Origin of the sequence: Micromonospora sp. NPDC047467, assembly GCF_040643095.1 — a bacterium.
In the GTDB taxonomy this organism is placed as follows: Bacteria; Actinomycetota; Actinomycetes; order Mycobacteriales; family Micromonosporaceae; genus Micromonospora.
The window spans coordinates 43,877-70,333 of sequence record NZ_JBEYTO010000002.1 but is presented as its reverse complement, the minus strand read 5'-3'; the positions used below and the strand labels follow the sequence as shown (position 1 = coordinate 70,333).

Annotated in this window: 25 protein-coding genes; 15 read left to right on the top strand and 10 right to left on the bottom strand. The window is 72.7% G+C overall.

Features of this window, described 5'->3' with window-relative positions:
* Positions 1 to 31 precede the first annotated feature (31 nt).
* The 4 genes from ABZ780_RS04550 to clpB all read right to left on the bottom strand — a co-directional run bounded on the left by ABZ780_RS04550 (position 32) and on the right by clpB (position 4,347).
* Complete coding sequence (locus tag ABZ780_RS04550; protein ID WP_357484163.1) at positions 32 to 457, bottom strand: DUF4247 domain-containing protein; 426 nt, start codon at positions 455 to 457, stop codon at positions 32 to 34.
* Positions 454 to 966, bottom strand: a complete 513-nt coding sequence (locus tag ABZ780_RS04545; protein WP_357484161.1) for a DUF2617 family protein — start codon at positions 964 to 966, stop codon at positions 454 to 456. Before ABZ780_RS04545 ends, ABZ780_RS04550 begins: the two co-directional genes overlap by 4 nt.
* Position 967: 1 nt before the next feature.
* A complete protein-coding gene (locus tag ABZ780_RS04540; protein WP_357484158.1) occupies positions 968 to 1,603 on the bottom strand; it encodes a DUF4178 domain-containing protein in 636 nt (211 codons plus the stop codon).
* A 152-nt stretch (positions 1,604 to 1,755) separates the two neighbouring features.
* A complete protein-coding gene (gene clpB, locus ABZ780_RS04535) occupies positions 1,756 to 4,347 on the bottom strand; it encodes an ATP-dependent chaperone ClpB (protein WP_357484156.1) in 2,592 nt (863 codons plus the stop codon).
* A 76-nt stretch (positions 4,348 to 4,423) separates the two neighbouring features.
* On the opposite strand from clpB, the gene ABZ780_RS04530 reads away from it, so the two are divergent.
* The 4 genes from ABZ780_RS04530 to ABZ780_RS04515 all read left to right on the top strand — a co-directional run bounded on the left by ABZ780_RS04530 (position 4,424) and on the right by ABZ780_RS04515 (position 7,012).
* The gene (locus ABZ780_RS04530; RefSeq protein ID WP_357484153.1) at positions 4,424 to 4,552 is read left to right on the top strand and encodes a hypothetical protein; all 129 of its coding nucleotides are present in this window, start codon (positions 4,424 to 4,426) and stop codon (positions 4,550 to 4,552) included.
* A gap of 109 nt (positions 4,553 to 4,661) precedes the next feature.
* Positions 4,662 to 5,162 (top strand): TrkA C-terminal domain-containing protein, encoded by a 501-nt coding sequence (locus ABZ780_RS04525; protein WP_357003482.1) that lies wholly within the window; start codon positions 4,662 to 4,664, stop codon positions 5,160 to 5,162.
* 5 nt (positions 5,163 to 5,167) lie between these two features.
* On the top strand, positions 5,168 to 6,373 hold the full coding sequence (locus ABZ780_RS04520; RefSeq protein ID WP_357484150.1) for a cation:proton antiporter: 1,206 nt from the start codon (positions 5,168 to 5,170) through the stop codon (positions 6,371 to 6,373).
* A gap of 207 nt (positions 6,374 to 6,580) precedes the next feature.
* Positions 6,581 to 7,012 carry a hypothetical protein gene (locus ABZ780_RS04515; protein ID WP_357003478.1) on the top strand — a complete coding sequence of 144 codons (432 nt, stop codon included), beginning with the start codon at positions 6,581 to 6,583 and terminating at the stop codon, positions 7,010 to 7,012.
* Between the two features lie 323 nt (positions 7,013 to 7,335).
* Here ABZ780_RS04515 and ABZ780_RS04510 read toward each other — a convergent pair whose 3' ends face one another.
* From ABZ780_RS04510 to dnaK, 5 genes are all read right to left on the bottom strand, one after another.
* Positions 7,336 to 7,548, bottom strand: a complete 213-nt coding sequence (locus tag ABZ780_RS04510; protein ID WP_357003476.1) for a hypothetical protein — start codon at positions 7,546 to 7,548, stop codon at positions 7,336 to 7,338.
* Between the two features lie 137 nt (positions 7,549 to 7,685).
* Positions 7,686 to 8,126 carry a helix-turn-helix transcriptional regulator gene (locus tag ABZ780_RS04505; protein WP_357003474.1) on the bottom strand — a complete coding sequence of 147 codons (441 nt, stop codon included), beginning with the start codon at positions 8,124 to 8,126 and terminating at the stop codon, positions 7,686 to 7,688.
* Between the two features lie 30 nt (positions 8,127 to 8,156).
* Positions 8,157 to 9,344, bottom strand: coding sequence for a molecular chaperone DnaJ (dnaJ, locus tag ABZ780_RS04500; protein ID WP_357003472.1), 1,188 nt, complete (start codon positions 9,342 to 9,344; stop codon positions 8,157 to 8,159).
* Between the two features lie 85 nt (positions 9,345 to 9,429).
* Positions 9,430 to 10,182: a nucleotide exchange factor GrpE gene (grpE, locus tag ABZ780_RS04495; RefSeq protein ID WP_357003470.1), complete on the bottom strand. Its 753-nt coding sequence runs from the start codon at positions 10,180 to 10,182 to the stop codon at positions 9,430 to 9,432.
* Positions 10,183 to 10,229: 47 nt separating this feature from the next.
* On the bottom strand, positions 10,230 to 12,104 hold the full coding sequence (gene dnaK / locus ABZ780_RS04490; RefSeq protein ID WP_357003468.1) for a molecular chaperone DnaK: 1,875 nt from the start codon (positions 12,102 to 12,104) through the stop codon (positions 10,230 to 10,232).
* A gap of 220 nt (positions 12,105 to 12,324) precedes the next feature.
* Here dnaK and ABZ780_RS04485 point away from each other — a divergent pair, with 220 nt between their 5' ends.
* From ABZ780_RS04485 to ABZ780_RS04475, 3 genes are read left to right on the top strand one after another with little or no spacing between them, the layout of a single operon-like run.
* Positions 12,325 to 14,166 (top strand): ABC transporter, encoded by a 1,842-nt coding sequence (locus tag ABZ780_RS04485; protein WP_357003466.1) that lies wholly within the window; start codon positions 12,325 to 12,327, stop codon positions 14,164 to 14,166.
* Positions 14,163 to 15,848 carry a GTPase gene (locus tag ABZ780_RS04480; protein ID WP_357003464.1) on the top strand — a complete coding sequence of 562 codons (1,686 nt, stop codon included), beginning with the start codon at positions 14,163 to 14,165 and terminating at the stop codon, positions 15,846 to 15,848. Before ABZ780_RS04485 ends, ABZ780_RS04480 begins: the two co-directional genes overlap by 4 nt.
* A 49-nt stretch (positions 15,849 to 15,897) precedes the next feature.
* A complete protein-coding gene (locus tag ABZ780_RS04475; RefSeq protein ID WP_357003462.1) occupies positions 15,898 to 17,121 on the top strand; it encodes a hypothetical protein in 1,224 nt (407 codons plus the stop codon).
* 152 nt (positions 17,122 to 17,273) lie between these two features.
* Here the strand turns inward: ABZ780_RS04475 and ABZ780_RS04470 are convergent, their stop codons facing one another.
* A complete protein-coding gene (locus ABZ780_RS04470) occupies positions 17,274 to 17,897 on the bottom strand; it encodes a phosphatase PAP2 family protein (protein WP_357003460.1) in 624 nt (207 codons plus the stop codon).
* Between the two features lie 48 nt (positions 17,898 to 17,945).
* Between ABZ780_RS04470 and ABZ780_RS04465 the strand changes: the two genes are divergently transcribed.
* From ABZ780_RS04465 to ABZ780_RS04430, 8 genes are all read left to right on the top strand, one after another.
* Positions 17,946 to 18,236, top strand: a complete 291-nt coding sequence (locus ABZ780_RS04465; RefSeq protein ID WP_357003458.1) for a hypothetical protein — start codon at positions 17,946 to 17,948, stop codon at positions 18,234 to 18,236.
* An 18-nt stretch (positions 18,237 to 18,254) separates the two neighbouring features.
* Positions 18,255 to 18,596: a hypothetical protein gene (locus tag ABZ780_RS04460; protein WP_357003456.1), complete on the top strand. Its 342-nt coding sequence runs from the start codon at positions 18,255 to 18,257 to the stop codon at positions 18,594 to 18,596.
* Positions 18,597 to 18,614: 18 nt separating this feature from the next.
* Positions 18,615 to 18,764, top strand: coding sequence for a hypothetical protein (locus ABZ780_RS04455; protein WP_357003454.1), 150 nt, complete (start codon positions 18,615 to 18,617; stop codon positions 18,762 to 18,764).
* 642 nt (positions 18,765 to 19,406) lie between these two features.
* The gene (pdhA, locus tag ABZ780_RS04450; RefSeq protein WP_357003452.1) at positions 19,407 to 20,585 is read left to right on the top strand and encodes a pyruvate dehydrogenase (acetyl-transferring) E1 component subunit alpha; all 1,179 of its coding nucleotides are present in this window, start codon (positions 19,407 to 19,409) and stop codon (positions 20,583 to 20,585) included.
* Entirely contained in the window at positions 20,585 to 21,574 is a 990-nt protein-coding gene (locus tag ABZ780_RS04445; RefSeq protein WP_357003450.1) for an alpha-ketoacid dehydrogenase subunit beta, read from the top strand. The genes pdhA and ABZ780_RS04445 overlap by 1 nt, the downstream gene beginning before the upstream one ends.
* Positions 21,575 to 21,579: 5 nt before the next feature.
* Positions 21,580 to 23,043, top strand: coding sequence for a dihydrolipoamide acetyltransferase family protein (locus ABZ780_RS04440; RefSeq protein WP_357004804.1), 1,464 nt, complete (start codon positions 21,580 to 21,582; stop codon positions 23,041 to 23,043).
* Between the two features lie 218 nt (positions 23,044 to 23,261).
* Complete coding sequence (locus tag ABZ780_RS04435; RefSeq protein ID WP_357003448.1) at positions 23,262 to 23,399, top strand: hypothetical protein; 138 nt, start codon at positions 23,262 to 23,264, stop codon at positions 23,397 to 23,399.
* Positions 23,400 to 23,741: 342 nt separating this feature from the next.
* Positions 23,742 to 26,417 (top strand): hypothetical protein, encoded by a 2,676-nt coding sequence (locus ABZ780_RS04430; RefSeq protein ID WP_357003446.1) that lies wholly within the window; start codon positions 23,742 to 23,744, stop codon positions 26,415 to 26,417.
* Positions 26,418 to 26,457 lie beyond the last annotated feature (40 nt).

The following is a 26,457-nucleotide window of genomic DNA, read 5'->3' as shown; positions in this document are numbered from 1 at the left end:
GGGGCTCCAGGGTGAGGGGTCGGTCGTCGGGCTACTTGCCGCTGCCGGGGCCGCCGCCCCGGACGGTGCTGCCGCGTCCCCAGCCCCAGTACGACCCGACGATCGAGTGGTAGCGGGGATAGGCGGTGCTCATGTTCTCCAGCAGGATCACCGAGCCGGCGGCGATCGGCAGGATCACCACCGAGTCGTCGTCGTAGCGCAGGTACACTCCGCTGCCGTCGACGTACCGGTCGGCCGGCCGCCACGCGTCGGTCAGGTCATTGGCGACCTGGGTCGGCGACTTCGACGAGGTGTACGCGATCGCCTGCCTGCCGATGTCCCGGCTGGCCGCCCGGGTGTACCTGTCCTGCACGTAGTCGCGGGGCGAGAAGGTGCCGTTGACGATCGCGAAGCCGGCGACCAGCACGCCGACCACGGCGACCGCCATGCCCATCACGATCCAGCGTCGGTACGTCATCGCAGTGCCACCACCGTCTCGGTCAGGACCAACTCGTTGGTCTGGGGGTACGCGTGCCACGTGCGCCAACCGACCGATCCGTCCGGCGCGTCGGTGCGTACGGCCAACGCGGTGACCGCGTCCGGGTCCCCGGGGAAGACCCCGACCAGGGCGTACGGGGCGTCGGCCAGGTCGGCGCGGAGCGCGGCGATCCGGTCGTGCAACTCACCGTCTGCGGGGCGCAGCACGGTGGCGGTGAACCGGTAGCCGCCCGCCTCGTCGTGCAGGACGCCGGGCAGGTGCGGCGGCCGGCCGGGCAGGCAGGCGACCGTCTCGGTGAGCCCGTCGCCACCAGCGGGGGCGGTCAGCACGACCTGGTGGGACGCGCCGAGCAGGCGCAGTCGTACCCGGATGTCGCCGGGAAGCGTGAGGTCACGAACGTGCAGCGCGGGGCGTTCCGGGCCACCGAGTGCCAGGCTCAGGTCCGCCGCGCAGGTGTCGACGTACGGGGTGTCGAGACTGACCAACACGTCAGGTGGCTCCCGGTCCGGCCTGCGGGTACACCATGACGTCGGCACGGTGCAGCTGCTCGCCCCGGGCAACCTCCCAGCCGGCCTGGCCGTACGCCTCGAAGGAGAGCCGCTCACCACTGGAGGCCCGGTAGTCGTGGTATCGGACGGTGCCGGTGGGGTCGAGGCCGGTGCTGCCGGTGGCCGTGTAGCGGGCCTGGCCAGATTCCTCCGTGGCATAGCGGCGGCCGGCGAAGTCGAGGGTGGACGCGCCCGGGGTGATCGTCGCGGCCGGCTCGGCCGTCCAGAGCACCAACTCCAGGTCGGGGTCCTCCTCCACGGAGAGCCAGCGCTTGTCGCCGTCGACGGTGTCCAGCAGGTGCTCGGCCCAGCTCCAGCCGCCCTCGTTCAGGTGCACCGTGCCGCGGACCGCGTACGACACGCGGCGGATCTCGACGATGTCGCCGGGCTTGAGTCTGCGCGGGTCGCCGCGCAGCGCGTCGGAGTCGGAGTCGCGGAACGGGTCCGCGGGTGCCGTCGGTGCGGCCGGCCGGGCGGCCTTGCGGCCCTTGCGCAGGGCCACCACCGCCACCACGACCCCGGCGACGCCGACCAGACACCCCAGCGTCGTCATCAGGTACGCCACGGAACCGTTCACCCCGACCACCTCCCCAAGTGCGTCGGCGGTGACGGTAACAACCTCGCGCACCTGGTGAAACTCGTGCACTCTCGGGTGATGGGCCGACTACCGCGTGTCCCGGTGGACGGCCGGGCCGACCCCCTGCGGGGTCGGCCCGGAGGCGCGACGGATCAGCCGGCGGTGACGGTCAGCCCCTCCTTGGCGTCGGCCAGGTCGACCTTGACCGTGTCGCCGTCGCGGATGGTGCCGGACAGCAGGGCCTTGGCGAGTTGGTCTCCGATCGCGGTCTGGACCAGGCGACGCAGAGGGCGGGCGCCGTAGATCGGGTCGTAGCCGTGCTCGGCGAGCCACTGACGGGCCGGCTCGGTGATGTCCAGTGCCAACCGGCGGTCGGCGAGACGCCTGCGCATCCGGTCGAGCTGGATGTCCACGATGGAGCGCAGGTCGTCCCCGCGCAGCGCGGCGAAGACCACGATGTCGTCGAGACGGTTGAGGAACTCCGGCTTGAAGTGCGAGCGGACCACCGCGAGGACACCCTCGCGGCGCTCCTCCTCGGCCAACATCAGGTCGCTGATCACCGACGACCCGAGGTTGGAGGTGAGGATCAGGATCGCGTTGCGGAAGTCCACCGTCCGGCCCTGGCCGTCGGTGAGCCGACCGTCGTCGAGCACCTGGAGCAGCACGTCGAAGACGTCCGGGTGGGCCTTCTCCACCTCGTCGAGCAGGATCACCGAGTACGGCCGGCGACGCACCGCCTCGGTGAGCTGCCCGCCCTCCTCGTAGCCGACGTAGCCGGGCGGGGCACCGACGAGGCGGGCGACGGAGTGCTTCTCGCCGTACTCGCTCATGTCGATGCGGACCATCGCCCGCTCGTCGTCGAAGAGGAACTCCGCGAGAGCCTTGGCCAGTTCGGTCTTGCCGACACCGGTCGGCCCGAGGAAGAGGAAGCTACCGGTCGGGCGGTCGGGGTCGGCGACTCCGGCCCGTGCGCGACGGACCGCGTCGGAGACCGCGCCGACCGCCTCGGCCTGGCCGACCACGCGACTGCCCAGCGACTCCTCCATCCGGAGCAGCTTGGCCGTCTCGCCTTCCAGGAGGCGACCAGCCGGGATGCCCGTCCAGGAGGCGACCACGGCGGCGATGTCGTCCGCGCCGACCTCCTCCTTGAGCATCGCGCCGTCGGCCTGGAGCTGGGCCAACTCCTCCTCGGCCTGCTTCAGCTCGACCTTCAGGGCGGGGATCCGGCCGTAGCGCAGCTCGGCGGCCCGCTCCAACTCGCCGTCGCGCTCGGCCCGCTCGGCCTCGCCACCCAGGCGCTCCAACTCCTCCTTGGCGGTGGAGAGCTTGGTGATGTGGCTCTTCTCGGTCTGCCAGCGCTCGGAGAGCACGGTGAGCTGCTCACGCTTGTCGGCCAACTCCTGGCGCAGCCGGGCCAACCGCTCGGCCGAGGCGGCGTCCGGCTCCTTGGCCAGCGCCATCTCCTCGATCTCCAGTCGGCGGACCGCCCGCTCGATCTCGTCCACCTCGACCGGCCGGGAGTCGATCTCCATCCGGAGCCGGGACGCGGACTCGTCGACCAGGTCGATCGCCTTGTCCGGCAGGAACCGGTCGGTGATGTAGCGGTCCGACAGCGACGCTGCGGCGACCAGCGCGGCGTCAGTGATCCGGACGCCGTGGTGCACCTCGTAGCGCTCCTTGAGCCCCCGCAGGATGCCGATGGTGTCCTCGATGGTCGGCTCGCCGACCACCACCGGCTGGAAGCGGCGCTCCAACGCCGGGTCCTTCTCGATGTGCTCGCGGTACTCGTCCAGCGTCGTCGCGCCGACCATCCGCAGCTCGCCGCGGGCCAGCATGGGCTTGAGCATGTTGCCGGCGTCCATCGAGCCCTCGCCCTTGCCGGCGCCGACGACGGTGTGCAGCTCGTCGAGGAACGTGATGACCTGCCCGTTGGAGTTCTTGATCTCCTCCAGGACGGACTTCAGCCGCTCCTCGAACTGGCCGCGGTACTGGGCCCCGGCGACCATCGCGCCGAGGTCCAGCGAGACCAGCTTCTTGTCGCGCAGCGACTCGGGGACGTCGCCGGCCACGATCCGCTGGGCCAGGCCCTCGACGATCGCGGTCTTGCCGACACCGGGCTCGCCGATCAGCACCGGGTTGTTCTTGGTACGCCGGGAGAGCACCTGGATGACCCGGCGGATCTCCGAGTCCCGGCCGATCACCGGGTCGATCTTGCCGTCGCGTGCGCTGGCGGTCAGGTCGACGCCGTACTTCGCGAGGGCCTGGTAGGTCTGCTCCGGGTCGGCCGTGGTGACCCGCCGGTCTCCGCCCCGAACGGTCGGGAAGGCGGCGACAAGCGTCTCCTCGGTGACACCGGCGGACTTCAGCGCGTTGGCCACCGCGCCGCCGACCCGGGCGAGGCCGGCGAGCAGGTGCTCGGTCGAGGTGTACTCGTCGCCCAGCGGGCGGGCGATCTGCTCGGCGGCGCCGATGGCGTTGACGAACTCCCGAGCCAACGTCGGCTCGGCGATGCTGGAGCCCCGCGCGGCCGGCAGGCCGTCGACCGCTCGTTGGGCGGTCCGGCGCAGCTCGGCGGGATCAGCCCCGACGGCGCGCAGCAGGCCGGTGGCGGTCGAGCCGTCGGTGTCCAGCAGGGACAGCAGCAGGTGCCAGGGCTCGACGGTGGCGTGGCCGCGCTGGTTCGCCAGCGCGACGGCGCCGGTGATGGCTTCGCGGCTCTTGGTGGTGAGGCGTTCGGTGTTCATGGGCTCCCCCGGATCGGCGTTGTCCATTGGGTTGGACACAACCAGAGTTGAGCGTATTCCACTCAACCTTAGCGCTATGACGCCCATCACTCCCGGCGACGCCACCGCCAGTCGAACTCCCCGGCCGCCGGGGGCGGACCCGGAAGCGGGTCGACGTCCGGCACTGACCAGCGACATCCGTGAGTTCTTCGCCAGTCTGCGCTGACCCGACCCTCGGGTGCCCGCCCTGTTTCGCGCCGGGGCGGGCACCAGCGTGTTTCCCCCCCGATCCATCCAAGATCTGCTCTCTGGATATGGCGCGGTAGCCTTGGCCGGTGCGAGTACGTGTCGAGCAGACCGCCCTGCCGGGCATCGGCGTACGTCATGATCTGGTGACGGAGTCTGGACGCCGCCTGGGTGTCGTTTCCCACCGAAACGGCCGTCGTGATCTTGTCCTCTACGACCCGGACGATCCCGACTCCTGTCAGGCGGACATCCCGCTGACCGATGACGAGGCGGAGGCACTGGCCGACATCCTCGGCGCGTCGCTGATGCTCGGTCAGCTCTCCGGGCTGCGCGACCAGGCCGCCGGCCTGCTCACCGAGCAGATCGCGATCCCGGCCGCGTCGCGGTACGTCAACCGGATGCTCGGTGACACGAAGGCGCGTACCCGCACCAGCGCCTCCATCGTGGCGGTGCTGCGCGACGGCGAAGTCATCGTCTCGCCGCTTCCCACCTTCCGCTTCGCAGCCGGTGACGTGGTGGTCGTTGTCGGGACCCGCAAGGGGCTCGACGGCGTGTCCGCCATCCTCGCCGACAGTGACCCGGACGGCTGAGGCGGATGCACGATTCCACAACACTGCTCGTCGAAGTCGGCGCACTGCTGCTACTGCTCGGGGTTCTCGGGCGACTCAGCCGCAGGGTGGGCCTCTCACCCATCCCGCTCTACCTCCTAGCCGGCCTCGCCTTCGGGCACGGCGGGCTGCTCCCGCTCGACGCCAGCGAGGAGTTCTTCGCGGTCGGCGCCGAGATCGGCGTCATCCTGCTGCTGGTCATGCTCGGGTTGGAATACTCGGCGAACGAACTCGTCGGCAACCTCCGCTCGGCTGCTCCGGCCGGCCTGATCGACGGGGTGCTCAACGCGCTGCCCGGCGCGGCGTTCGCCCTGCTGCTCGGTTGGGACTGGGTGGCCGCCCTGGTGCTCGGCGGCATCACCTGGGTCTCCTCCTCCGGCGTGATCGCCAAGGTCCTCGGCGACCTGGGCCGGCTCGGTAACCGGGAAACCCCGGTGATCCTCTCGGTCCTGGTCATCGAAGACCTGGCGATGGCGCTCTACCTGCCGCTGGTCACCGCCGTACTGGCCGGCACCGGCCTGATCGGCGGCGGCATCGCCCTCACCGTCGCGGTGGGCACGGTCCTGCTGGTGCTGGTGGTCGCCATCCGGTACGGCCACCTGATCTCCGCCGCGCTGTCGGCGAAGGACCCGGAGGCGCTGCTGCTCGGCGTACTCGGGCTGACTCTGCTGATCGCGGGCGTCGCGGCGAAACTCCAGGTGTCGGCGGCGGTCGGCGCGTTCCTGGTCGGCATCGCGCTCTCCGGCCCAGTGGCGCACCACGCCACCGAGATGCTCTCTCCGCTGCGGGACCTGTTCGCCGCGGTGTTCTTCGTCTTCTTCGGCCTGGTCACCGACCCACGGGACATCCCGCCGGTGCTGCTGCCGGCGCTGGCGTTGGCCGTGATCACGATGGCGACGAAGACACTCACCGGCTACCTCGCGGCCCGCCGGGTCGGCATCGGCGAGCCCGGTCGCTGGCGGGCCGGCCTGGCACTCGTACCCCGTGGGGAGTTCTCCATCGTCATCGCCGGGCTCGCGGTGGCCGCCGGCAGCGTCGAGCCGCGGCTGGCGGCGCTCGCCACGGCGTACGTCCTGATCACCGTGGTGACCGGGCCGATGCTGGCCCGGCTGCCGGACTTCCAGTGGTTCAAGCGGTGGCTGCGCAACCGCGCGTTGATTCAACGGAGCGCACCGATTCCCATTCCCGACTGACGTTCGCCACCGTTGTCGTGCCGCCGATCGGCACCGCAGCGGCGGCCGGTCAGCAGATCATCCTTTCGGTCCGGCCCAACCGACGGTTGCCGAATTGCGCCCTGCGGGTACTACCGCAGCAACCGGGCGGCAGGTTACCGTTTCGCCCCAGCAGCCACGGTCCGCGGGTGGCCAGTGCCAACGCGGGCGAGAGCGGAAGGTTGGCCGGTGAGCGTGCAGGAGTCGACGTTCCACGGCTTTGCCAACCCCGTCGATCCGACTCCGGCGGAGTTGCGAGCTTGGGCATTCCAGCCCGATTCGGTGCCGCTGGCCTCCATGCCACCCGACTGGGATCTCCTCGTCTCCGGTGACCGGCTGGTGCTGACGCTCTTCGACCTGGCGATGGACCCGACCTGCCCGGCGCGACGCTTCGCGCTGCACTGCCTCTACATCTACGCCGCCGACGGCATCCGGACGAACTTCCGCGCCCACCCCAAGCGGCGCTTTCGCAAACTGGTCGAGCAGGCCGAGCGTGACGGCGACGAGCTGATGAGGATCTGGGCGTACAACGGCCGAGTGCTGCTCGCCCGACCGGATCTCTTCGTCTATCGGGACTGGTGCGAGGGCGGCCTGGTCCGCGAGAACCGCCGCCTCGGCTGACGGGCTCCGGGTGGCCGACCGCCGCCAAGGGGCCGAATCGCGTCGCCGGATGGTGCCGGCGGCGGTAGCGGCGTGGCCGCCCCGACCGCGGCTATCACTTCGTGGGCCCTATGGAGCTGATGTCGCAAACGATTCACGGTCCGTCGCCCCCGGCGCGCGCACCGGCAGTCCATGGCCACGGAGTTGGGCGCCGCTTGATGCCGTAAACGATTCAACTCCAAAGGGCCCGTAAGACGGACCCGGACCTCCACCGCGAGGCAGGCGGCCGGACGGCGAACGGGCCGGGACCCCCCGTGGGTCCCGGCCCGCACGTCGGTTACCGGTCAGTCCTGCTTCCGCTCGGGCTCAGCACGGCCCTGGTCGGCGCTGCGGTCACCGTGATCCCCGGAGTCGCCGTGGTCGGCGAACCGCCCCTCGACGACCCGGTCTCGGAAGCTGCCCTCGGTCACCTTGTCGAACTTCTCGCGGACGGTGTCGGCCAGGTGTTCCAGCCGGTCCTCCGTCTGCTGCGCCACCTTCTTCGCCGGCTCCGACATCGCTCCCCCTCGCACCGCGCCGACAGGCCCGAATTGAGGCGGTAGGACCCGTATTGACAGGCTAACGAAACGGCCCGGCCTCCGCCGGAAAACCGACGCGGGCCGGGCCGAGGAAACGACGAAGGGTGAGCTGCGAATCAGCGGTCCGGCGTACGGCGGGGGCGCCACACCACCAGCGCGGTGGACGTGCGGTTGGTCGGCACCAGGTCACGGCCCGGAAAGCGGGCCAGCGACTCCAGTTCGGCCACCCGGCGGTACGCGGCGTCCAGCTCCGCCTCCAGCCGGGCCGCCCGCTGCTGCGCCTGCTCCAGCAGTCGCTCCAGCCCGATGATCCGCTTGACCCCGGCCAGGTTGACCCCTTCGTCCTGACTGAGCCGCTGCACCTCGCGCAGCAGCACCACGTCACGAACGCTGTACCGGCGTCCGCCGCCAGCGGCTCGACCCGGCTGCACCAGCCCCAGCCGGTCGTACTGGCGCAGGGTCTGCGGATGCATTCCCGCCATCCGTGCCGCGACCGAGATCATGAGCACCTTGGCCTCGTAGGCCGGGTCACCCGAACCGAGGAATTCGCCCGACATCCCGCTCACCTCCGCGTCCATCCCACCGGACTAGCTGACCCGACGCACCCGGGCGTCGAGATGTTCTCGCGCCGCCGACGGACTCTGCTCGGCGAACGCCTCCAGTGCCGTCCGTGCCTCGTCCGACAGACGGGCCGGCACCACCACCTCCAGCGTGACCAGCAGGTCGCCGGCCTGCCCGTCACGGCGGACCACACCCTTGCCCCGGGCCCGCAGCACCCGCCCGCTCGGCGTGCCCGGCGGAACCCGCAGGGTCACCGCGCCGTCGAGCGTGGGCACCCTCAGGTCCGTGCCGAGCACGGCCTCCGCGAAGGTGATCGGCACGGTCAACGTCAGGTCGTCTCCGGTACGCCCGAACAGGTCGTCCGGCCGAACCTTGACGTGTACGAACAGGTCACCGGCCGGGCCGCCGCGCTCGCCCGGCTCACCGCGCCCGGCCAGCCGGATGCGCTGACCATCGGCGACTCCCGCCGGGAAGCGCACGTTCAGCGTGCGGGTCTTGGTGACGCCACCGCTGCCGTGGCACTCCGGGCACTTCTCCTCGACCACGGTGCCGACACCCTGACAGTTGCGGCACGGCTCGGAGAAGCTGAACGACCCCTGGTCGCGGGTGGTCACGCCGGCGCCGTGGCACACCGGGCAGGTACGCGGCTGGGTGCCGGGCTTGGCGCCGTTGCCGTGGCAGGTGTCGCAGACACCCGGAGCGCGCAGCGTCAGTGGCAGGGTCACCCCGCGGACCGCGTCGTCGAAGTCGAGAGCCACCTCGGCCTCCACGTCCCGACCACGGGCCGGACCACGCGGAGCGGCCTGCCCGCCGGCCTGCCCGCCCGAGAAGATCGAACTGAACAGGTCCTGGAAGCCGGCACCGCCGAAGCGACGGTCGCCGCCACCGCCCGCGCCGCCGTTGAACAGGTCGGAGACGTCGAACGGCATGCCGCCCGATTGCCCGGGGCCGCGGGCGTTGCGCCGGAAGGCGCCCGAGCCGAACAGGGAGCGCATCTCGTCGTACTCCCGGCGACGGCCGGCGTCCGACAACACGTTGTACGCCTCGGACACGGCCTTGAACCGCTCCTCGGCCTTCGGGTCGCCCGGATTGTGATCCGGATGCGATTCCCGGGCCAGTTTGCGGTACGTCTTCTTGATGTCGTCCGCGGAGGCGGCCTTGTCCACGCCGAGCACGGCGTAGAAGTCCTTCTCGATCCAGTCCTTCGAACTCACCGGTTCACCCCCTTCCGACCGTCGTGGCCCGGCCGTCCCGCCCTCCGCCGTGCGGGGGACGGGACGGCCCGGTCACCGTCTCGCACTATTCCGGATCCGCGACCGCGACCAGCGCGGGGCGCAGCAGCCGCTCACCGAGCTGGTAGCCGCGCCGCATGACCTGCACGCAGGTCGGTTCGCTGACCTCGTCCGAGGTCTGGTGCGCGACGGCCTCGTGCAGGGTCGGGTCGAACGGGTCACCCTGTTCGCCGAAGGCCGCCAGGCCGAACTTGCCCAGCGCGGTGGTGAGCTGTTCCGCCACCGAGCCGAACGGTCCGACCAGGTCGCCGTGTTCCCGGGCCCGGTCCAGGTCGTCCAGGATCGGCAGCAGCGCGGCCAGCACCGAGCCGGTCGCCTGCTCCTGCACCAGACTGCGGTCCCGGTCCACCCGCTTGCGGTAGTTGGCGTACTCCGCCGACACCCGCTGCAGGTCTCTGGTCCGCTCGTCGAGCTCGGCCCGGAGCGCCTCCAACTCGGCGCCGAGCGATGTCCCGCCGCCGTCGACCGGCTGCGCCGGGGCGTCCACCACCGGCGGACCGGACGGCGTCGACCCGTCGACCAAGGTCGCCTCGACCTCGATCTCGTCGACCACGACCTCGGCGTCCTCGACGAGACCCTCGGCCGAGACGTCGCTCCCCGCGTCGGCGGCGGTGCCCTCCGGCTCCGTCGTGTCGGTGAGCTTGCGGTTGTTGCGGATGACCACCCGCTCCCCGTCCCCGGTGGCTGGCTCCGTGGGCGCGGAGCCACCCGGCGTCGACCCGGTGTCGTCCGGGTCGACGGCTCGTGGCTTCTGCGTCATGCGGCTACCTCATCCCTTCGCCGTGGATACGTGTCGGAGGCCGACGGTCACTTCTTGCCGTCCTCGTCCACGATCTCCGCGTCGACCACGTCGTCGGGGCCACCGGCAGCACCCGCCTGCGGACCGGCCGCACCGGGACCTGCCGCACCCGGGCCGGCCTCGCCGCCGGGCTGCTGGCCCTGCTCAGCCTGCTGCGCGTAGAGCAGCGAACCAGCCTGCTGGGAGACCTGCGCCAGCCGCTCGTGCGCCGACTTGATCTTCTCGATGTCCTGGCCACCGAGGGCGCCGCGCAGCTCACCGAGCGCCTCGTTGAGCTGCTCCCGGTTCTCGCTGGGCAGCTTGTCGCCGCTCTCGGCGAGGAACTTCTCGGTCTGCCACTGGAGCGCCTCGGCCACGTTGCGGGTCTCGGCGTCGTCGCGGCGGCGCTTGTCCTCCTCCGCGTGCTCCTCGGCGTCCCGGCGCATCCGCTCGATGTCGTCCTTCGGCAGCGAGGAGCCGCCGGTGATCGTCATCTTCTGTTCCTTGCCGGTGCCCAGGTCCTTGGCGTGCACGTTGACGATGCCGTTGGCGTCGATGTCGAAGGCGACCTCGATCTGCGGCACGCCGCGCGGCGCCGGCGGGAGGCCGGTGAGCTCGAAGGTGCCGAGCTTCTTGTTGTAGGACGCGATCTCCCGCTCACCCTGGAACACCTGGATGAGCACCGACGGCTGGTTGTCGTCCGCCGTGGTGAAGACCTCGGAGCGCTTGGTCGGGATGGTGGTGTTGCGCTCGATCAGCTTCGTGAAGATGCCGCCCTTGGTCTCGATGCCCAGGCTCAGCGGGGTCACGTCGAGCAGCAGGACGTCCTTGACCTCGCCCTTGAGCACGCCAGCCTGGAGGGCGGCGCCGACGGCGACGACCTCGTCCGGGTTGACGCCCTTGTTGGGGTCGCGACCGGTGAGCTGCTTGACCAGGTCGGTGACGGCCGGCATCCGGGTGGAGCCGCCGACCAGGATCACGTGCTCGACGTCGGAGATCTTGATCCCGGCGTCCTTCACGGCCTGCTCGAACGGGCCCTTGCAGCGGTCCAGCAGGTCCTGCGTCATCCGCTGGAACTCGGCCCGGCTGAGCGTCACGTCGAGGTGCAGCGGGCCGGCCGCGCCGGCGGTGATGTACGGCAGGTTGATGTTCGTGGTGGTGGCGGCGGACAGCTCGATCTTGGCCTTCTCGGCGGCCTCACGGAGCCGCTGGAGCGCCATCTTGTCCTGGCCCAGGTCGATGCCGTGCTCGCCGCGGAACGTCTTGACCAGGTGGTCGATGATCCGCTGGTCCCAGTCGTCGCCACCGAGCTGGTTGTCACCGCTGGTGGACTTGACCTCGACAACGCCCTCAGCCAGCTCGAGCAGCGACACGTCGAAGGTGCCGCCACCGAGGTCGAAGACCAGGACGGTCTGCTCCTTGGAGCCCTTGTCCAGCCCGTACGCCAGGGCGGCCGCGGTCGGCTCGTTGACGATCCGCAGCACGTTGAAGCCGGCGATCTCACCGGCCTCCTTCGTCGACTGGCGCTGGCCGTCGTTGAAGTAGGCCGGGACGGTGATCACCGCGTCGGTGATCTGCTCGCCCAGGTACGCCTCGGCGTCCCGCTTGAGCTTCATCAACGTCCGGGCCGAGATCTCCTGCGGGGTGTACTTCTTGCCGTCGATGTCGACGGACCAGTTGGTGCCGATCTCCCGCTTGACCGAGCGGATAGTCCGGTCCGGGTTGGTCACCGCCTGGCGCTTGGCGACCTCACCGACGAGCACCTCGCCGTTACGGGCGAACGCGACGATCGACGGGGTCGTCCGCGAGCCCTCAGCGTTGGCGATGACGGTGGGCTCACCGCCCTCGAGAACGCTGACGCAGGAGTTCGTCGTGCCGAGGTCGATACCGACCGCACGTGCCATCTTCGCTTCCTCGCTTCGTAAGGTTGTGCAGGTGGCGGGTGTTGCCCGCGACTGCTTGGCGGGCGCCGCCCGCAGCGGGCCCCACCACAAGTTGAGTGAACTTGACTCAATAGTGCCACGCGACGGCCAATCGTCAAGTCGAGTTGAGTCGACCCGACGCAACCCAGACGTTATTACCGTCCGGTTGTCTTCCCTTGCATCGGTCGGGCACGCTTTAGCGGTGACGACGCACGGCGATTCCGCCACCCGTTCCGGCGCGCCCGCCGTCGCAGCCCGCACCGGCCCGCCGGACGCCGCGGAGGAGCCGCCCGCCACCACCGGGGACGACAGCCTCCCCGGCGCGCTGTCGGGCCTCCGGGCCGCGATCGGCGCCACCCGCTATCCCCTCGCGCTGCCCTCCGCCAGCTCCGCCCGGCGCACCGCCACCGCGCTCACCGACCAGCTCGACGACTACCTGCTGCCCCGGCTCGCCCGGCTGGACGCACCCCTGCTCGTGGTGGTCGGCGGCTCCACCGGCGCGGGCAAGTCGACCCTGGTCAACAGCCTGGTCAAGGCGCGGGTCAGCGCCGCCGGTGTGCTCCGGCCCACCACCCGCTCCCCGGTGCTGGTCTGCAACCCGGCCGACGCGACCTGGTTCCGGCAGGGTGACCTGCTGCCCGGGCTGACCCGCACCACCGAGCCCAGCGAAGATCCCCGCGCCCTGCACCTGGTCACCGCCCCGGCTCTGCCCCCTGGTCTGGCCTTCCTCGACGCACCCGACATCGACTCGGTCGTCGACGCCAACCGGGCGCTCGCGAGCCAACTGCTCGCCGCCGCCGACCTCTGGCTCTTCGTCACCACCGCCGCCCGGTACGCCGATGCGGTCCCCTGGGAACTGCTGCGCAGCGCGCGGGCCCGAGGCGCGGTGATCGCCATGGTGCTGGACCGAGTGCCCGCCGAGGCCAGCGACGAGATCGCCGCGCACCTGACCGAGATGCTCGCCGCACAGGACCTGGGCCGGGCCCCACTCTTCGTGCTCCCGGAAACCTGGGTCGACGGTCAGGGGCTGCTGCCCGAGGGCGTCACCGCGCCGCTGGCCGACTGGTTCGCCCGGCTGGCCGCCGACGCCGATGCCCGCGCCGCCGTGGTCCGGCAGACCCTGGACGGCGCGCTTGCCGCCCTGCATCCCGCCGTCGAGGAGTTGGCCGACGCCGCCGACGAGCAGGTCACCGCCGCCGACGGGCTGGACGAACGCGTCCGAGGCGCCTACCGGGGCGCGGAGCGGACCGTCGAGCAGGGTCTACAGGACGGCCGGCTGCTCCGCGGTGAGGTGCTCGCCCGCTGGCAGGAGTTCGTCGGCACCGGCGAGTTCTTCCGCACCCTGGAGGCACGGATCGGTCAACTGCGGGACCGGTTGGTGGCCGCCGTCACCGGTCGGCCAGCCCCCGCCGCCGAGCTGCGCAACGCCATCGAGTCGCAGCTCGTCACACTGCTGCGCGGGGTGGCGTCCGAGGCCGCCGAGGCCGCGTACACCGGGTGGAAGGCACATCCGGCGGGCGCCGATCTGCTGGAGCCGGGGCTCGCCCATCCGAGCGACGACCTGCCCGAACGCGCCGAGCGGATGGTCCGGGACTGGCAGCGCGGTGTGCTGGAACTGGTCCGGGTCGAGGGCGGTGACAAGCGGTTCGTGGCCCGCACCGCCGCGTACGCGGTCAACGCCACCGGGCTGGCCGTGATGGTCGCCGTCTTCGCCTCCACCGCGTTCATCCCCACCGGGTTGGAGGTGGCCACCGGGGCCGGCACGACCGTCGCCGCGCAGGCCGTACTCCAGGCGATCTTCGGCGACCAGGCGGTGCGTACCCTCGCTGCCAAGGCCCGCGCCGACCTGCTGGCCCGGGTGCGGACGCTGCTGGAGACGGAGGCCGACCGCTTCCTGACCCGCACCGCCGAGGCGCGGCCCGCCGAGGCGGCCGGCGACGAACTGCGCCGCGCCGCCGGCCAGGTCGAACTGGCCCGGCACCGCAGCGGCCTGGCCACCGGCGGCGACATGCCGGCGGACGGCGACGAGGAGGAGTCCCGGTGACCAACATCGCCGGCCGGGTACGCGAGGCGTTCCGGGGCGACCAGCGGATCGACCCCGACGCGCTGATCGCCCGCCTCGACGGGGTACGCCGGTTCCTGACCGCCGTCGACGGCCTGCTGCCCGACGCCGACCTGGTGCCCGCGCACACCCTCGTCGAGCGGGCCGGCACCCGGCTTGCGCTGTCCCGCGACCACACCGTGGTCGCCCTCGCCGGGGCCACCGGCAGCGGCAAGTCCAGCCTCTTCAACGCCCTGGCCCAACTGGAACTCTCACCGGTCGGGGTCCGCCGGCCGACCACCGGCGTCACCCACGCCTGCGTGTGGGGGCCACTGGAGGGCGCCAACCGGCTGCTCGACTGGATCGGTGTGCTGCCCCGGCACCGCTTCGTCCGCGAGAGCGCGCTCGACGGCAACGACGAGACGGCACTGCACGGGCTGATCCTGCTCGACCTGCCCGACTTCGACTCGGTGCAGCGGTCCCACCGGTTGGAGGTGGACCGACTGCTCGGCCTGGTCGACCAGGTGGTCTGGGTGGTCGACCCGCAGAAGTACGCCGACCGGGTGATCCACGACAGCTACCTGCGCGAGTTCCACCGGCACCGGGACGTCACCCTCGTCGTGCTCAACCAGGCCGACCGGTTGCCCTCGGCCGAGCTGCCCCGGGTCTTGGACGACCTGCGCCGGCTGCTCGACTCCGACGGGCTGACCGGCGTGCCACTGCTGGCCACCACCGCCATCGACCCGGCCGGGATGGTCGGGCTGCGCACCGCCCTGGAGCGGACGGTCGCCGGGCGGCAGGCCGCCCTGCGCCGGCTGGCCGGCGACGTCGACTCGGTGGTCGCCGGGCTGGACGAGCTGGTCGGCTCGACCCGGCCGGCCGCCGGGCCGGACGACGCGGCCGTCGCCGGGCTGAACCGGGCACTGGCCGGGGCCGCCGGTGTGCCGGCGGTGGCCGAGGCGGTGGAGCGGGCGTACCGGCACCGGGCGGGCGCGGCCACCGGCTGGCCGGTGGTGCGGGGCTGGCGTCGGCTCCGGCCCGACCCGTTGCGCCGCCTGCACCTGCCCGGCCCGGCCGGCGACCCGGCCGACCCGGCGGAGAGCCTGGTCGCGGCGACCTCCGTACCGGACCCGACCGCCGCCCAACGCTCGGCGCTCGGCCTCGCGATCCGCGCGGTGGCCGACCGCGCCGCCGCCCACCTGCCCGCCGCCTGGCCGGCCGTGGTCACCGGGGCCGCCCGGTCCCGCCTGGGCGACCTGCCCGACGCGCTGGACCGCGCGATCGCCGGCACCGACCTCGGCCTGGAACGGCGACCTCACTGGTGGCGGGTCGTCGGAGCGGTGCAGTGGCTGGTCACTCTCGCCGCCCTCGTCGGGTTGGGCTGGCTGGTGCTCGGCTACGCGCTGCGGGTGCTCGGCCTGCCGGCGCTGGACAACCCGATGGTCGGCCAGGTGCCGCTGCCCACCCTGCTGCTGCTCGGCGGGCTGCTGGCCGGGCTGCTGGTGGCGGCGCTGACCCGCCCGGTGATCCGCTGGGCGGCCCAGCGGGCCCGCGGCCGGGCACAGCAGCGGCTGACGGTCCGGGTGGCCGAGGTAGGCCACGAGTATGTGCTCGCCCCGGTGCGTACCGTGCTCGCCTCGTACGCCCAGGCACGCGAGGCGCTGCGGGACGCCGCCCACCGCTGACGCCTCGCTACCGCTCTGCACAGCTCCTCCGGCGGCGTAGGGTCGGAGCATGGCCACGCCTCAGACCCCCTACGACGCGGTGCTGCACGCCGCACGCGACGTGACCAAGCTGGAGTCCGCCCTCGACGCCGAGATGCTCGGCAGCGCCCTGCTGGGCAGTGTCTACTCGATCGCGGAGACCGACCGCGACACCGCCGTACGGGAGTTCGTGACCGGGTTCCTCGCCGCCACCGCCCGCCGCCGGATCGCGGCGGCGACCACCATCCGGCAGGTCTTCGCCACGCTCGTCCCGAACGCCGAGGGCACCGAGCGGGTGCGCCCCGGCAGCCAGGCACCCGCCTGGGCAGGCCAGCTCGGCCGGGTCCACCTCACCGGCAGCTGGGCGTACGGCGACGTGTACGGCGACCAGACCTCCTACCTCGCCACCTTCGCGTACGACGACGCGGCCGGCGGCCCGGAGCACGCGCTGGTGGCCCTCGTCGATCACAACATCGGGATCACCAAGGACATCTTCGTCGGCGGGCCGGCCGAACGGATCCTGGACCAGGTCCGGCAGATGTGCGCCGACGACGAGCTGACCTGGTTCCGCACCGAGGACCCGTCCCGGCTGCGGGGCGAGGTGGCCCGCCACCTCTCGGTCACCGACGACCTGAGCGAACTGCCCGGCGAGGGCTCACTCGCCACCGACCGCGCGCTGGTCGGCGCCCGACTGGCGGTGCTGCCCACGGCCGCTGGCCCGACCAGCCCGGCGGAGGTCGAGCCGCTGTCCGCCGCCGAGCGCACCGACCTGGTCCGGCGCTTCCTGGCCGCGCCGGAGGCCGCCCGGTTCGGTCTCGACACCGTCGACGGCCCGGAGCTTGCCTCGCTGCACTTCTGCCTGAGCCTGCTGCTGGACCACTCGGCGACCTTCCCGGACGCCGACCCGATGCGGTGGAGCCCGGCGGTGTCCGGGCTCTTCCTGCTCGACTGGGTGCACCGTCGTGCCGTGCTGGACATGGACGACGCGGCGATGCTGCCCCGGGTGCTGCGCGCCTGGGCCCGGTACGCGTCACGCCAGCGCGGGCTGCCCGAGGCCGCCGCGACGCGCACTGACGAGGCGATCGAGGAGATGGTGCCGGAGTTCGCCCGGCTCTACTCGACCGGCGAGCGGCGCAGCCCAGCCACGGCGGCGGTCGCTCAGCTGATGGCCGACGGCGTGGACCCGGACGACCCGGCCGCGCTGGACGCCTGGATCGAGGCGAACCGGCACCGCCTCGCCGACGACGGCGCCTGACGGCATCCGGGCCGGGCGGCACCACGCGGCCCGGCCCGGATACCGAGCCCGCCCACGCGGCGGCCTCGACCCGCGCGGCACGACGCGGCAGGCGCGGCTCAGCGCCGCGCAACGCGGCGCAACGCGGCGCGGCGCGGCGCGGCGCGGCTGGGTCAGCGCAGCAGGCCGAAGGCGAGCGCGGCGATCAGCGCGCCGAGCACACCACCCGCCAGCACCTGCGGCACGGTGTGGTCCCGCAGTCGCACCCGGGACCAGCCGACGACCGCCAGCAGTGGCGCGGCGACGAGGAGACCACGTCCGAAGGTCATCGACAGGATGACCAGCGTGCCGGCTGCCACCGCCGAGTGGATCGACATCTTCCACCAGTGGCTCACCGACACGGCGACCACCAGCCCGACCAACCCGGCCACCGCCAACGCCAGTAACGGCCGGGGCGCGCCGAGCACGGTGAGCAGGGCGAGCCCCGTGGCGACCGAGCCGAGGCCGACCAGCAGCGGCACCCGGCGCTGCTCCCGACGGCCGATGTGGTGGTCGGTGAGCCGGCCACGACGCACCCCGCCCACGATGTAGGCGAACGGGATGCCGGTGACGAAGAGGGTCGCGAGCAGACCCCACGCCAGGCCGCGACCGTTGCCCGGGGAGCTGTGCCAGCTCACCGCGATCATCAGCAGCGACACCAGCACGGCCGGCGCGGTCAGCTCGGTGACCAGCCGGGCGATCCGCAGCCCTGGGCCGGGCCGGACGGCGACCGGGCGGGGCTCCACACCGCCGCCCACGTCACCCCCTCCGGTACGTGCCTACCGTGGACCGTCGCCTCCGGTTCGGTGGCGTCTGATCGTCACCGTACCGCCGGGGGGACCGCGGGATGCCTCGGTCCGGCCAGCGGCGAACTGACCGTTGGTGACGGCGGACCGGCCGGCGACGGCGGCGCGGTCCGGCTGAGCCGGGTGGCCGACGCCGTGGGAGGAACGGTCCGGGTGGCCGACGCCGTGGGAGGAACGGTCCGGGTGGCCGACGCCGCGGGAGAGGCAGTCGGCGCTGTGGGACTGGCGGTCCGGGTGGCCGGCGCGGCCGTGGGGGCGCACGGCGTCGGTGTGCCGGCCGGCGCGGTATAGGTGCTCGTCGGAACGGCGGTGGGTGTCACCGGGTCGGTCGCCGTGGGTGTGACCGGGTCAGTCACGGTGGGCGTCACCGGGTCGGTCGGCGTCGGGCTCGGCGTGGGGGTGGGGTCGGGGTCCGGCGGCCCGGTGGGCGACGGCACCGGCGACGGGCTGGGCGGGGGCGCGGCCGGCGGGGTGCTCCGGGTGGCGCGCGGCACCGGTGCCGGGGGCACCGTCCGGCGGGTGGGCACCCGGTCGTCGGCCGTCGGCCCGGACCACGACTCGTCGGCGGCACGTCGGGGAGCGGCGGGCAGCCAGCCGGCGGTCGCGGGCGGGCCGGCGCTGGGTGTGCCGGGCGGCGGAAGCGCCGGCTGACTGGTCACGGGCATCGGGATGATCACCGGCCCGACCGACGGCGTGGGGATGAACGGGGTGCCGCTGTCCGGAAGGGCGGTGCTGCCCTGGGTGGCCGAGCCCGTGCTGATCGCGGCGAGGATGGGCATCGACGCGGTGCCCATCAGCAGCGCGACGGTGAGCAGGTAACCCCGTGAGGGACCGCCGACGCCGGGGGCGCGGTGCGCCCCGACCACTCGGCGGTACCCACCGGCGGACCGGTGCCGACCGAGCACCGGTGTGCCGGGACCGTCACCTGGCTCGTCCACCGCGCACCCCTTGTCGTCGTCGCTGTCGGAGAACGCGCAGGGGCTTCGCCGGCTGGAAGCCGGCAAACCACCCGATCGACGCGATCCTGCGGGAATCAGCCTGGCGCAGTTACCGTCCGTCAGCCAGTACCCACCGCGTGTCGACACGCGGCACTGACCGAACGGTGACGAATCATCGCCGGATCGCCCGGTGGACGCGCGACGGCATGATGACGACAAAGGACAGCAAACCGTAGTCGGTCGGAATGCAGGGCGGGCGTACTGTGGGCGCGCTCACCTGCTCTGCGAATATGGAGCACGACGGCAACGCAGCCGTGACCGCCGCGCACCCTCGCGGCAGGCGCGGCCCGGCGCCGGCGCTCCCGAACCGGGTTCGGCCAGAATCCGGCTCACGCCGCGCGGCAACCCCCACCGGGGCTAGGCGCGGCCGCCAGGAACCGGTCCGGCAGCAGCCGGACAGGCGCACGAGTTGCGCGGCCGGGTGACCCCCCGGTGCCGCCGCAGACACGACAGGGAGACACCGATGGCAAAGGGCGACCCCGGGGGTACCACCACCCGCAGCAGGCGGGCGGCACCCCGCTCCAAGAAGCGCGCGGCTGGCGATCCGGAACTGGTACAGCTGCTCACCCCCGAGGGTGAGCGGATCGACAGCGTCACCGGACCCGACGGCATCGAGTACCGCGTCGACTTCACCGACGAGGAGTACCGCGGGCTCTATCGCGACCTGGTGCTGGTCCGCAAACTGGACGCCGAGGCCACCGCGCTGCAGCGCCAGGGTGAGCTGGGCATCTGGGCGAGCCTGCTCGGCCAGGAGGCGGCTCAGGTCGGCTCCGGGCGGGCACTGCGTACCCAGGACATGGCCTTCCCGACCTATCGGGAGCACGGCGTCCTCTACTGCCGGGGCATCGACCCGATCATGCCGCTCGGCCTGTTCCGCGGCGTCGATCAGGGCGGCTGGGACCCGAACGAGTTCAAGTTCAACATGTACACGATCGTGATCGGGGCGCAGACCCTGCACGCCACCGGCTACGCCATGGGCATCAACATGGACGGCAAGACCGGCAACGAGGACGGCGAAGCCGTGATCGCCTACTTCGGCGACGGGGCGACCAGCCAGGGTGACGTCAACGAGGCGTTCGTCTGGGCCGGCGTGTTCAACGCGCCGATGGTCTTCTTCTGCCAGAACAACCAGTACGCGATCTCCGAGCCGCTGGAGCGGCAGACCCGCATCCCGCTCTACCAGCGGGCCGCCGGGTTCGGCTTCCCCGGCATCCGGGTGGACGGCAACGACGTGCTGGCGACGTACGCGGTGACGCGCACGGCGCTGGACAACGCCCGGCACGGGCAGGGCCCGAGCCTGATCGAGGCGTACACCTACCGGATGGGCGCGCACACCACCTCCGACGACCCGACGCGTTACCGGATCGCCAGCGAGGTCGAGGCGTGGCAGGCCAAGGACCCGATCGCGCGGGTACGGGCGTTCCTGGAGAAGCAGCAGATCGCCGACGCGGACTTCTTCGCCGAGATCGACGAGCAGGCCCGCCGCGAGTCGGTGCACCTGCGCGAGCGTGTGCTCGCCATGCCCAACCCGGAGCCGGTGACGATGTTCGACCACGTCTACCCCAACGGGTCCCCGCTGCTCGACGAGCAGCGCGCGCAGTTCAGCCGCTACATGGAGTCGTTCGAGGGGAGCGCCCACTGATGGCCACGGAGACGCTCACCCTCGGCAAGGCCCTCAACACCGGCCTGCGCCGCGCCCTGGAGAACGACCCCAAGGTCATCATCATGGGCGAGGACGTCGGCAAGCTCGGCGGCGTCTTCCGGATCACCGACGGGCTCCAGAAGGACTTCGGCGACCAGCGGGTCATCGACACCCCGCTCGCCGAATCCGGCATCATCGGCACCGCCGTCGGCCTGGCCATCCGTGGCTACCGGCCGATCTGCGAGATCCAGTTCGACGGCTTCGTCTATCCCGCGTACGACCAGATCGTGTCGCAGGTCGCCAAGATGCACTACCGCTCGCGCGGCAAGCTCAGCATCCCCATGGTCATCCGGATTCCGTTCGGCGGCGGCATCGGCGCGGTCGAGCACCACTCCGAGTCGCCGGAGGCGTACTTCGCGCACACCGCCGGCCTGAAGGTGGTGTCCTGCTCCAACCCGCAGGACGCGTACGTGATGATCCAGCAGGCTGTCGCCTCGGACGACCCGATCGTCTTCCTGGAGCCCAAGCGGCGCTACTGGGAGAAGGGCCAGGTCGACCTGGACGCGCCGCTGTCCGACGCGTACCCCCTGCACTCGGCCCGGGTGGTGCGGCCCGGCACCGACGTGACGGTGCTGGCGTACGGGCCGATGGTCCGGACGTGCCTGGAGGCGGCGACCGTCGCCGCCGAGGACGGCCGGGAGCTGGAGGTCATCGACCTGCGCTCGCTGTCCCCGCTGGACCTGACGGCCGCGTACGAGTCGGTGAAGCGCACCGGCCGCGCGGTGGTGGTGCACGAGGCGCCGTCCAACATCGGTCTCGGTGCCGAGCTCGCCGCGCGGATCACCGAGGAGTGCTTCTACTCCCTGGAGTCGCCGGTCCTGCGGGTGACGGGCTTCGACATCCCCTACCCGGCCGCCCGGGTGGAGGAGGAGTTCCTGCCCGACCTCGACCGGGTGCTCGACGCCGTCGACCGCACGTTCGGCTGGTGAGCGGCATGTCTCGGATCAAGGAGTTCAACCTGCCCGACCTGGGCGAGGGGTTGACCGAGGGCGAGATCCTGGCCTGGCTGGTCAAGGTCGGCGACACCATTGAGCTGAACCAGCCGATCGTCGAGGTCGAGACGGCCAAGGCGGCGGTGGAGATCCCGGCGAAGTGGGCCGGGCAGGTGCAGGCGATCTTCCACCCGGAGGGCACGACGGTCGAGGTCGGTACGCCGATCATCGCGATCGACACGGACCCGGGCGCCGGTCCGCTGGACGTGCCGTCGACCACGGCGACGCCCACCGGTGACCTGCCCACTCCGTCGGCGGCCTCGCTGGCGGCGGTGGAGGTGGCACCGGCCGAGGGCATGGTCGAGCCGGGCCTGATCGGTGGCCCGGCCCCGGGCGGGCGCACGGCGGTCCTGGTCGGCTACGGCCCCCGCACCACAACCGCAAAACGCCGCCCCCGCAAGGGTGCCTCGACCTCCTCAGCGGTCGATCATGGAGTTGTGGTGGGTGACAAACCTGCCCCTACCGCCACGATCCCGGCACCACAAGTCCATGATCGGCGCAACGGGGCGGGTCAGCAGGGCGGGCTGGTGCTGGCGAAGCCGCCGGTGCGCAAGCTCGCCAAGGACCTCGGCGTCGACCTGCGTGCGCTTTCCGGGTCGGGTCCGCTGGGCTCGATCACCCGGGAGGACGTGCAGCAGGCGGCGAGCGGGGCCGCCGAGCCGGTCGCGGTCACGTCGGTGGTGACGAGCGCCGCGAGCTTCGGCGCCGACCGCGAGCAGCGCATTCCGGTCAAGGGGGTACGCAAGCTCACCGCCGAGAACATGTCCCGCTCGGCGTTCACCGCCCCGCACGTGACGGAGTTCCTGACCGTCGACGTGACCCGGGCGATGAAGGCGCTGGACCGGCTGCGTGGCCGGCGGGAGTGGCGCGACGTACGGGTCTCGCCGTTGCTGCTGGTGGCGAAGGCCGTGCTCCTGGCGGTCAAGCGGCACCCGATGGTCAACTCGACCTGGGCCGGCGACGAGATCGTGGTCAAGGAGTACGTCAACCTCGGCATCGCGGCGGCCACCGAGCGCGGCCTGATCGTGCCGAACGTGAAGGACGCCGGCCGGCTCTCGCTCCGCGAGCTGGCGGACGCGCTGAACGGGTTGGTGCAGACGGCGAAGTCCGGCCGCACCTCGCCGGCGGACATGTCCGGCGGTACCCTGACCATCACCAACGTCGGGGTGTTCGGGGTGGACACCGGCACGCCGATCCTGCCGCCGGGCGAGTCGGCGATCCTGGCCTTCGGCGCGGTGCGGGAGATGCCCTGGGTGCACAAGGGCAAGGTCAAGGCGCGTCAGGTCACCACGCTGGGGCTGAGCTTCGATCACCGGATCATCGACGGTGAGTTGGGCTCGAAGTTCCTGCGGGACATCGGCGACTTCCTCGCCGATCCCGAGGCGGCGCTGCTCGCCTGGACCTGACGGTCCGAACGCCAGGCCACGGCCGGTGTGTCACGGGTTAACACCCGGCACACCGGCCGTGTCCGTTGGGCGACGGAACAACCGGTGGAGCACCCCTCTGGCCTTCGATCGTTAGGCAGGTGTCTCAGCTCACCTAATAATCGATGGCATCTCGCCGTCTCATGCGGTTAAATAGACGCATCAGGGGCCGACAACCGAATAGCCAGGGGGACCCACCAATGAGCATGATTGAGCGAATCCGCAACCACCGCGACGCTGCCCGCCGCGCCCGTGCCATCGAGCACGCGCTGCGCTCGGCCAACTCGCCGTCGGTTCGTGACGAACTCCTCGTCATCGCCCAGCGTCACATCCGCTGACGCTCCACGACATTCCGCACCCTCCTCCAGATCGATGGCCCACCCGGTTCCGGGTGGGCCATCGGCGTTCCTCCACCACCTGGCACCGGGATTCCGCCCTGCCGCGACGCCCGGTACGGTGAGCTTCGGTCGCCACCCGCCGGCACGGCCGATGTCGAGCCGATAGAAGCTGCTCGACACCGACCGGCGACGCGGAGTGATGACCGGTGCTCCTTGGACACCTCGTGCGGCCACCGGATACGGTGCGGGGAGCCTGCACGGCGGTACGCCGGCGACGCCGGCAGCCATGCCGAGGAGACCGATCGGCACCGGCGGCCGACATGTGATGGAGGAGGCGCACCCATGACGTCCGAGGGCCCGCACCGCCCCGGCCAGGAGCCGGACGAGGTGTCACCGGGCGCCGGACCGGCGCCGTACGGCGACCGCCCGGCGCAGCCGGACAACGGCTACAACGCCGCCGGCCCCGACCTGGGCTGGGCGCCGCCGCCGCCCGCGCGGCCGAACCCGCCGGCTCCGGCCTGGGCGACCCAGTCCGAGCAGCAGTCGAACCCCGCCTGGGGTGCCGCCGCCGCACAACCCAGCGACCCCGCACAGCCCGCCTGGGCCACCGGTGGTGGCGCTCCCGAGCAGGGGCAGCCCGCCCAGTGGGCCGCCGCTCCGCAGCAGGGCTGGACGCCGCCCGACCAGGCCGCCCCCGCCTGGCCCGCCAGCGCCCCCGAGCAGCCTGACTGGGCGCAGGCCCAGCCGCCCGTGCGGGGAGCAGCGCAGGTGCCGCCAGCGACCACCGCGTGGCCAGCACAGGAAGACCCGGCCCGCTCCGGTGGCTGGAGCACCGACACCCCGCCGGACGAGGCGTCCGGGCCCGCCGGCTGGAGTGGCGCGGCGCAGGCCAACCCGCCCGCCGCCGAGTGGCGCGGTGCCGAGCCGCCGCAGCCCGCCGGCTGGTCCGGCAGCCCCGCGCAGCAGGACGACCAGTCCGGCTCCGGTGGCTGGGCAGTGGGTGCCGCCGCCCGGGACGACCAGCCGGTGTGGACTCCGGCCGAGCAGTCATCCCAGACCTGGGGCCAGCCCACCGACCAGGCCGAGCAGCCGGCCCCCGCCTGGGGGCAGGCCGAGTCGGCCGGTGCCCGTGGGGCGGCCCAGGTGCCGGCGGCGAACTGGCCCGGCCAGGACGACCCGGCCCGCTCGGGCGGCTGGGCCGCACAGCAGCAGCAACAGCAGGCGCAGCCGGCTGGGTGGGGCGACGGCGCCGACGTGAAGCAGGGCGAGCCCGCGCAGCCCGCCGCCTGGGGTGGCGCCGAGGGCCGTCCACAACAGCCGGACTGGGTGCTCTCGACCCAGGACCAGCCGGCCGAGCGGCCGGAGCCGGCGGGATGGCCCCAGACGGAGCAGGCCGGCCCTCCGGCGGCCCGAGCCAGTGCCAGTGTGCCCGGCAGCGACGCGACGCCCGGCTGGGCCGCCGCTGACCCGGGCAACGCCGCGCAGGGCGGTGCCGGTGTGCCGCAGGTCCAGCCGTGGGCTCCGGGCGAGGTGTGGGGTCGCGCCGAGGCGGAGGCCTCCGCGCAGTCCCGCGGTGGCTGGGACGCTGACCGGGGCGATGAGTCACCGGTCTACCAGCCCGGTCCCGCGCCGGGCATCTCGCCGGCCAACGCGGTCCCTCTGCCGCCGCAGGAGCAGCGTGTGCCGGGCGCGAGCCTGGCCGCCGCGCCGCCGGTCGACTACGCGCCGCCGGCCCAGTACTCCCCGATCCCCGAGCAGCCGGCGTACGCCGAGCGGGACACCCCGGACGCCGCCGCGCAGTACGAGGCGGAGCCGGCCGGTTGGGGTCGCGTCGAGGAGGCTTCGGCGAGTGGTGCCGTGGTTCCCGCTCCGCGTACCTCGCCGGAGTCCGGGGCGGGGCGTGCGGCCGTACCGGTTGCGGACGCCGGGCCGGCCGGCGCGGCGGGCCGCGCCTCGGCGAGCGCCTCGGTGCCGCTGGCCAGCCGGGTGATGCCCCCGGCCGACCAGGCGATGCGGCCGGCCAGCGCGGCCGCGCCACAGCCCCGGGTGTACGGCCGCCCGGCCCAGCCGGAGAGCGAGCCGGAGCAGTCGGCGGCGGAGGCGTTCCAGGCCGACCCAGGCTCCGAGCGCCCGGCCACGCCCGACTGGCGGAGCGGCTCCGCCCAGCCGGGCGCCCCGGACTGGCAGAACGGCGCCGACCGCCAGGGCCCACCAGACTGGCAGAGCGGTCCGGAGCGTCCGGGCTTCCCCGGTTGGGGTGGCGAGTCGTCGCCCGAGCCGCGCTTCGACGGCCGGGACCGGTCGCCGGCGCCCGACGGTTTCGGCGAGCCCGCCTCGGCCGCCGCCGTGCCACCCGCGTTCCCGCCGGGGGTGCCGTCCTTTGTCGACGCTCCCGGTAACAACCGGCCGGTGAACGGCGTCCGGCCGCAGTCCGGTGCCGAGCGCCCGGACGACCGCTTCGGCGGTCCGGCGGCACCGGTCGCCGGCTCCGCCGCGGTGAACGGCACGCCGGGCTTCGGCGGACCGGGCTTCGGCGGCGGATCGGCCACCGAGCAGGCGCCGGGGGCTCAGTTCCCGGCCTTCCCGCCGCCGCAACAGCCCGCGCCCTCCTGGGGCCAGGAGGCCGGCGGATCGGAGCAGGGCCGGTTCGACGCGTTCAAGCCGGACGCCGACGAGCCCAAGGCGGAGCCGCCGGCACCGAAGGTGCGCAACGGGCGGGTGCTCGCGGCGGTGCTGGTCGCGGCGGTGCTCATCCTGGCGGTGCCCCTCGGCCTGCTGATGCTGCTCGGCAAGTTCGGTGGTAACGACAACGCACCGGCCTTCGACCCGGCGGTCGGCAGCTGCGTGAAGCAGGCCGGTCAGGCCGCCTCGGCGGTGGACTGCGGCGAGGCGGGTGCCTTCACGATCGTTTCCAAGGTGGACGCGAAGGACAAGTGCGCCGACCCGGCCCAGCCCCACGTGGTGCTGCCCGGTGACGGTGCCAACCGGGTGCTCTGCCTCAAGCCGGCCGCGAGTTAGACCGACCGGCGGCGGGGCCACGGGCAACCGTGGCCCCTCC

Excerpts from the sequence above, each read along its gene's own strand:
- ABZ780_RS04435 (WP_357003448.1), top strand. The coding sequence starts at position 23,262 with ATGAGCATGATTGAGCGAATCCGCAACCACCGCGACGCTGCCCGCCGC.
- ABZ780_RS04530 (WP_357484153.1), top strand. The coding sequence starts at position 4,424 with ATGACGCCCATCACTCCCGGCGACGCCACCGCCAGTCGAACTCCCCGG.
- clpB (WP_357484156.1), bottom strand. The coding sequence starts at position 4,347 with ATGAACACCGAACGCCTCACCACCAAGAGCCGCGAAGCCATCACCGGC.
- ABZ780_RS04430 (WP_357003446.1), top strand. The coding sequence starts at position 23,742 with ATGACGTCCGAGGGCCCGCACCGCCCCGGCCAGGAGCCGGACGAGGTG.
- dnaK (WP_357003468.1), bottom strand. The coding sequence starts at position 12,104 with ATGGCACGTGCGGTCGGTATCGACCTCGGCACGACGAACTCCTGCGTC.
- ABZ780_RS04505 (WP_357003474.1), bottom strand. The coding sequence starts at position 8,126 with ATGTCGGGCGAATTCCTCGGTTCGGGTGACCCGGCCTACGAGGCCAAG.
- ABZ780_RS04520 (WP_357484150.1), top strand. The coding sequence starts at position 5,168 with ATGCACGATTCCACAACACTGCTCGTCGAAGTCGGCGCACTGCTGCTA.
- grpE (WP_357003470.1), bottom strand. The coding sequence starts at position 10,182 with ATGACGCAGAAGCCACGAGCCGTCGACCCGGACGACACCGGGTCGACG.
- ABZ780_RS04475 (WP_357003462.1), top strand. The coding sequence starts at position 15,898 with ATGGCCACGCCTCAGACCCCCTACGACGCGGTGCTGCACGCCGCACGC.
- ABZ780_RS04455 (WP_357003454.1), top strand. The coding sequence starts at position 18,615 with ATGATCACCGGCCCGACCGACGGCGTGGGGATGAACGGGGTGCCGCTG.
- pdhA (WP_357003452.1), top strand. The coding sequence starts at position 19,407 with ATGGCAAAGGGCGACCCCGGGGGTACCACCACCCGCAGCAGGCGGGCG.
- ABZ780_RS04445 (WP_357003450.1), top strand. The coding sequence starts at position 20,585 with ATGGCCACGGAGACGCTCACCCTCGGCAAGGCCCTCAACACCGGCCTG.
- ABZ780_RS04550 (WP_357484163.1), bottom strand. The coding sequence starts at position 457 with ATGACGTACCGACGCTGGATCGTGATGGGCATGGCGGTCGCCGTGGTC.
- ABZ780_RS04510 (WP_357003476.1), bottom strand. The coding sequence starts at position 7,548 with ATGTCGGAGCCGGCGAAGAAGGTGGCGCAGCAGACGGAGGACCGGCTG.
- ABZ780_RS04440 (WP_357004804.1), top strand. The coding sequence starts at position 21,580 with ATGTCTCGGATCAAGGAGTTCAACCTGCCCGACCTGGGCGAGGGGTTG.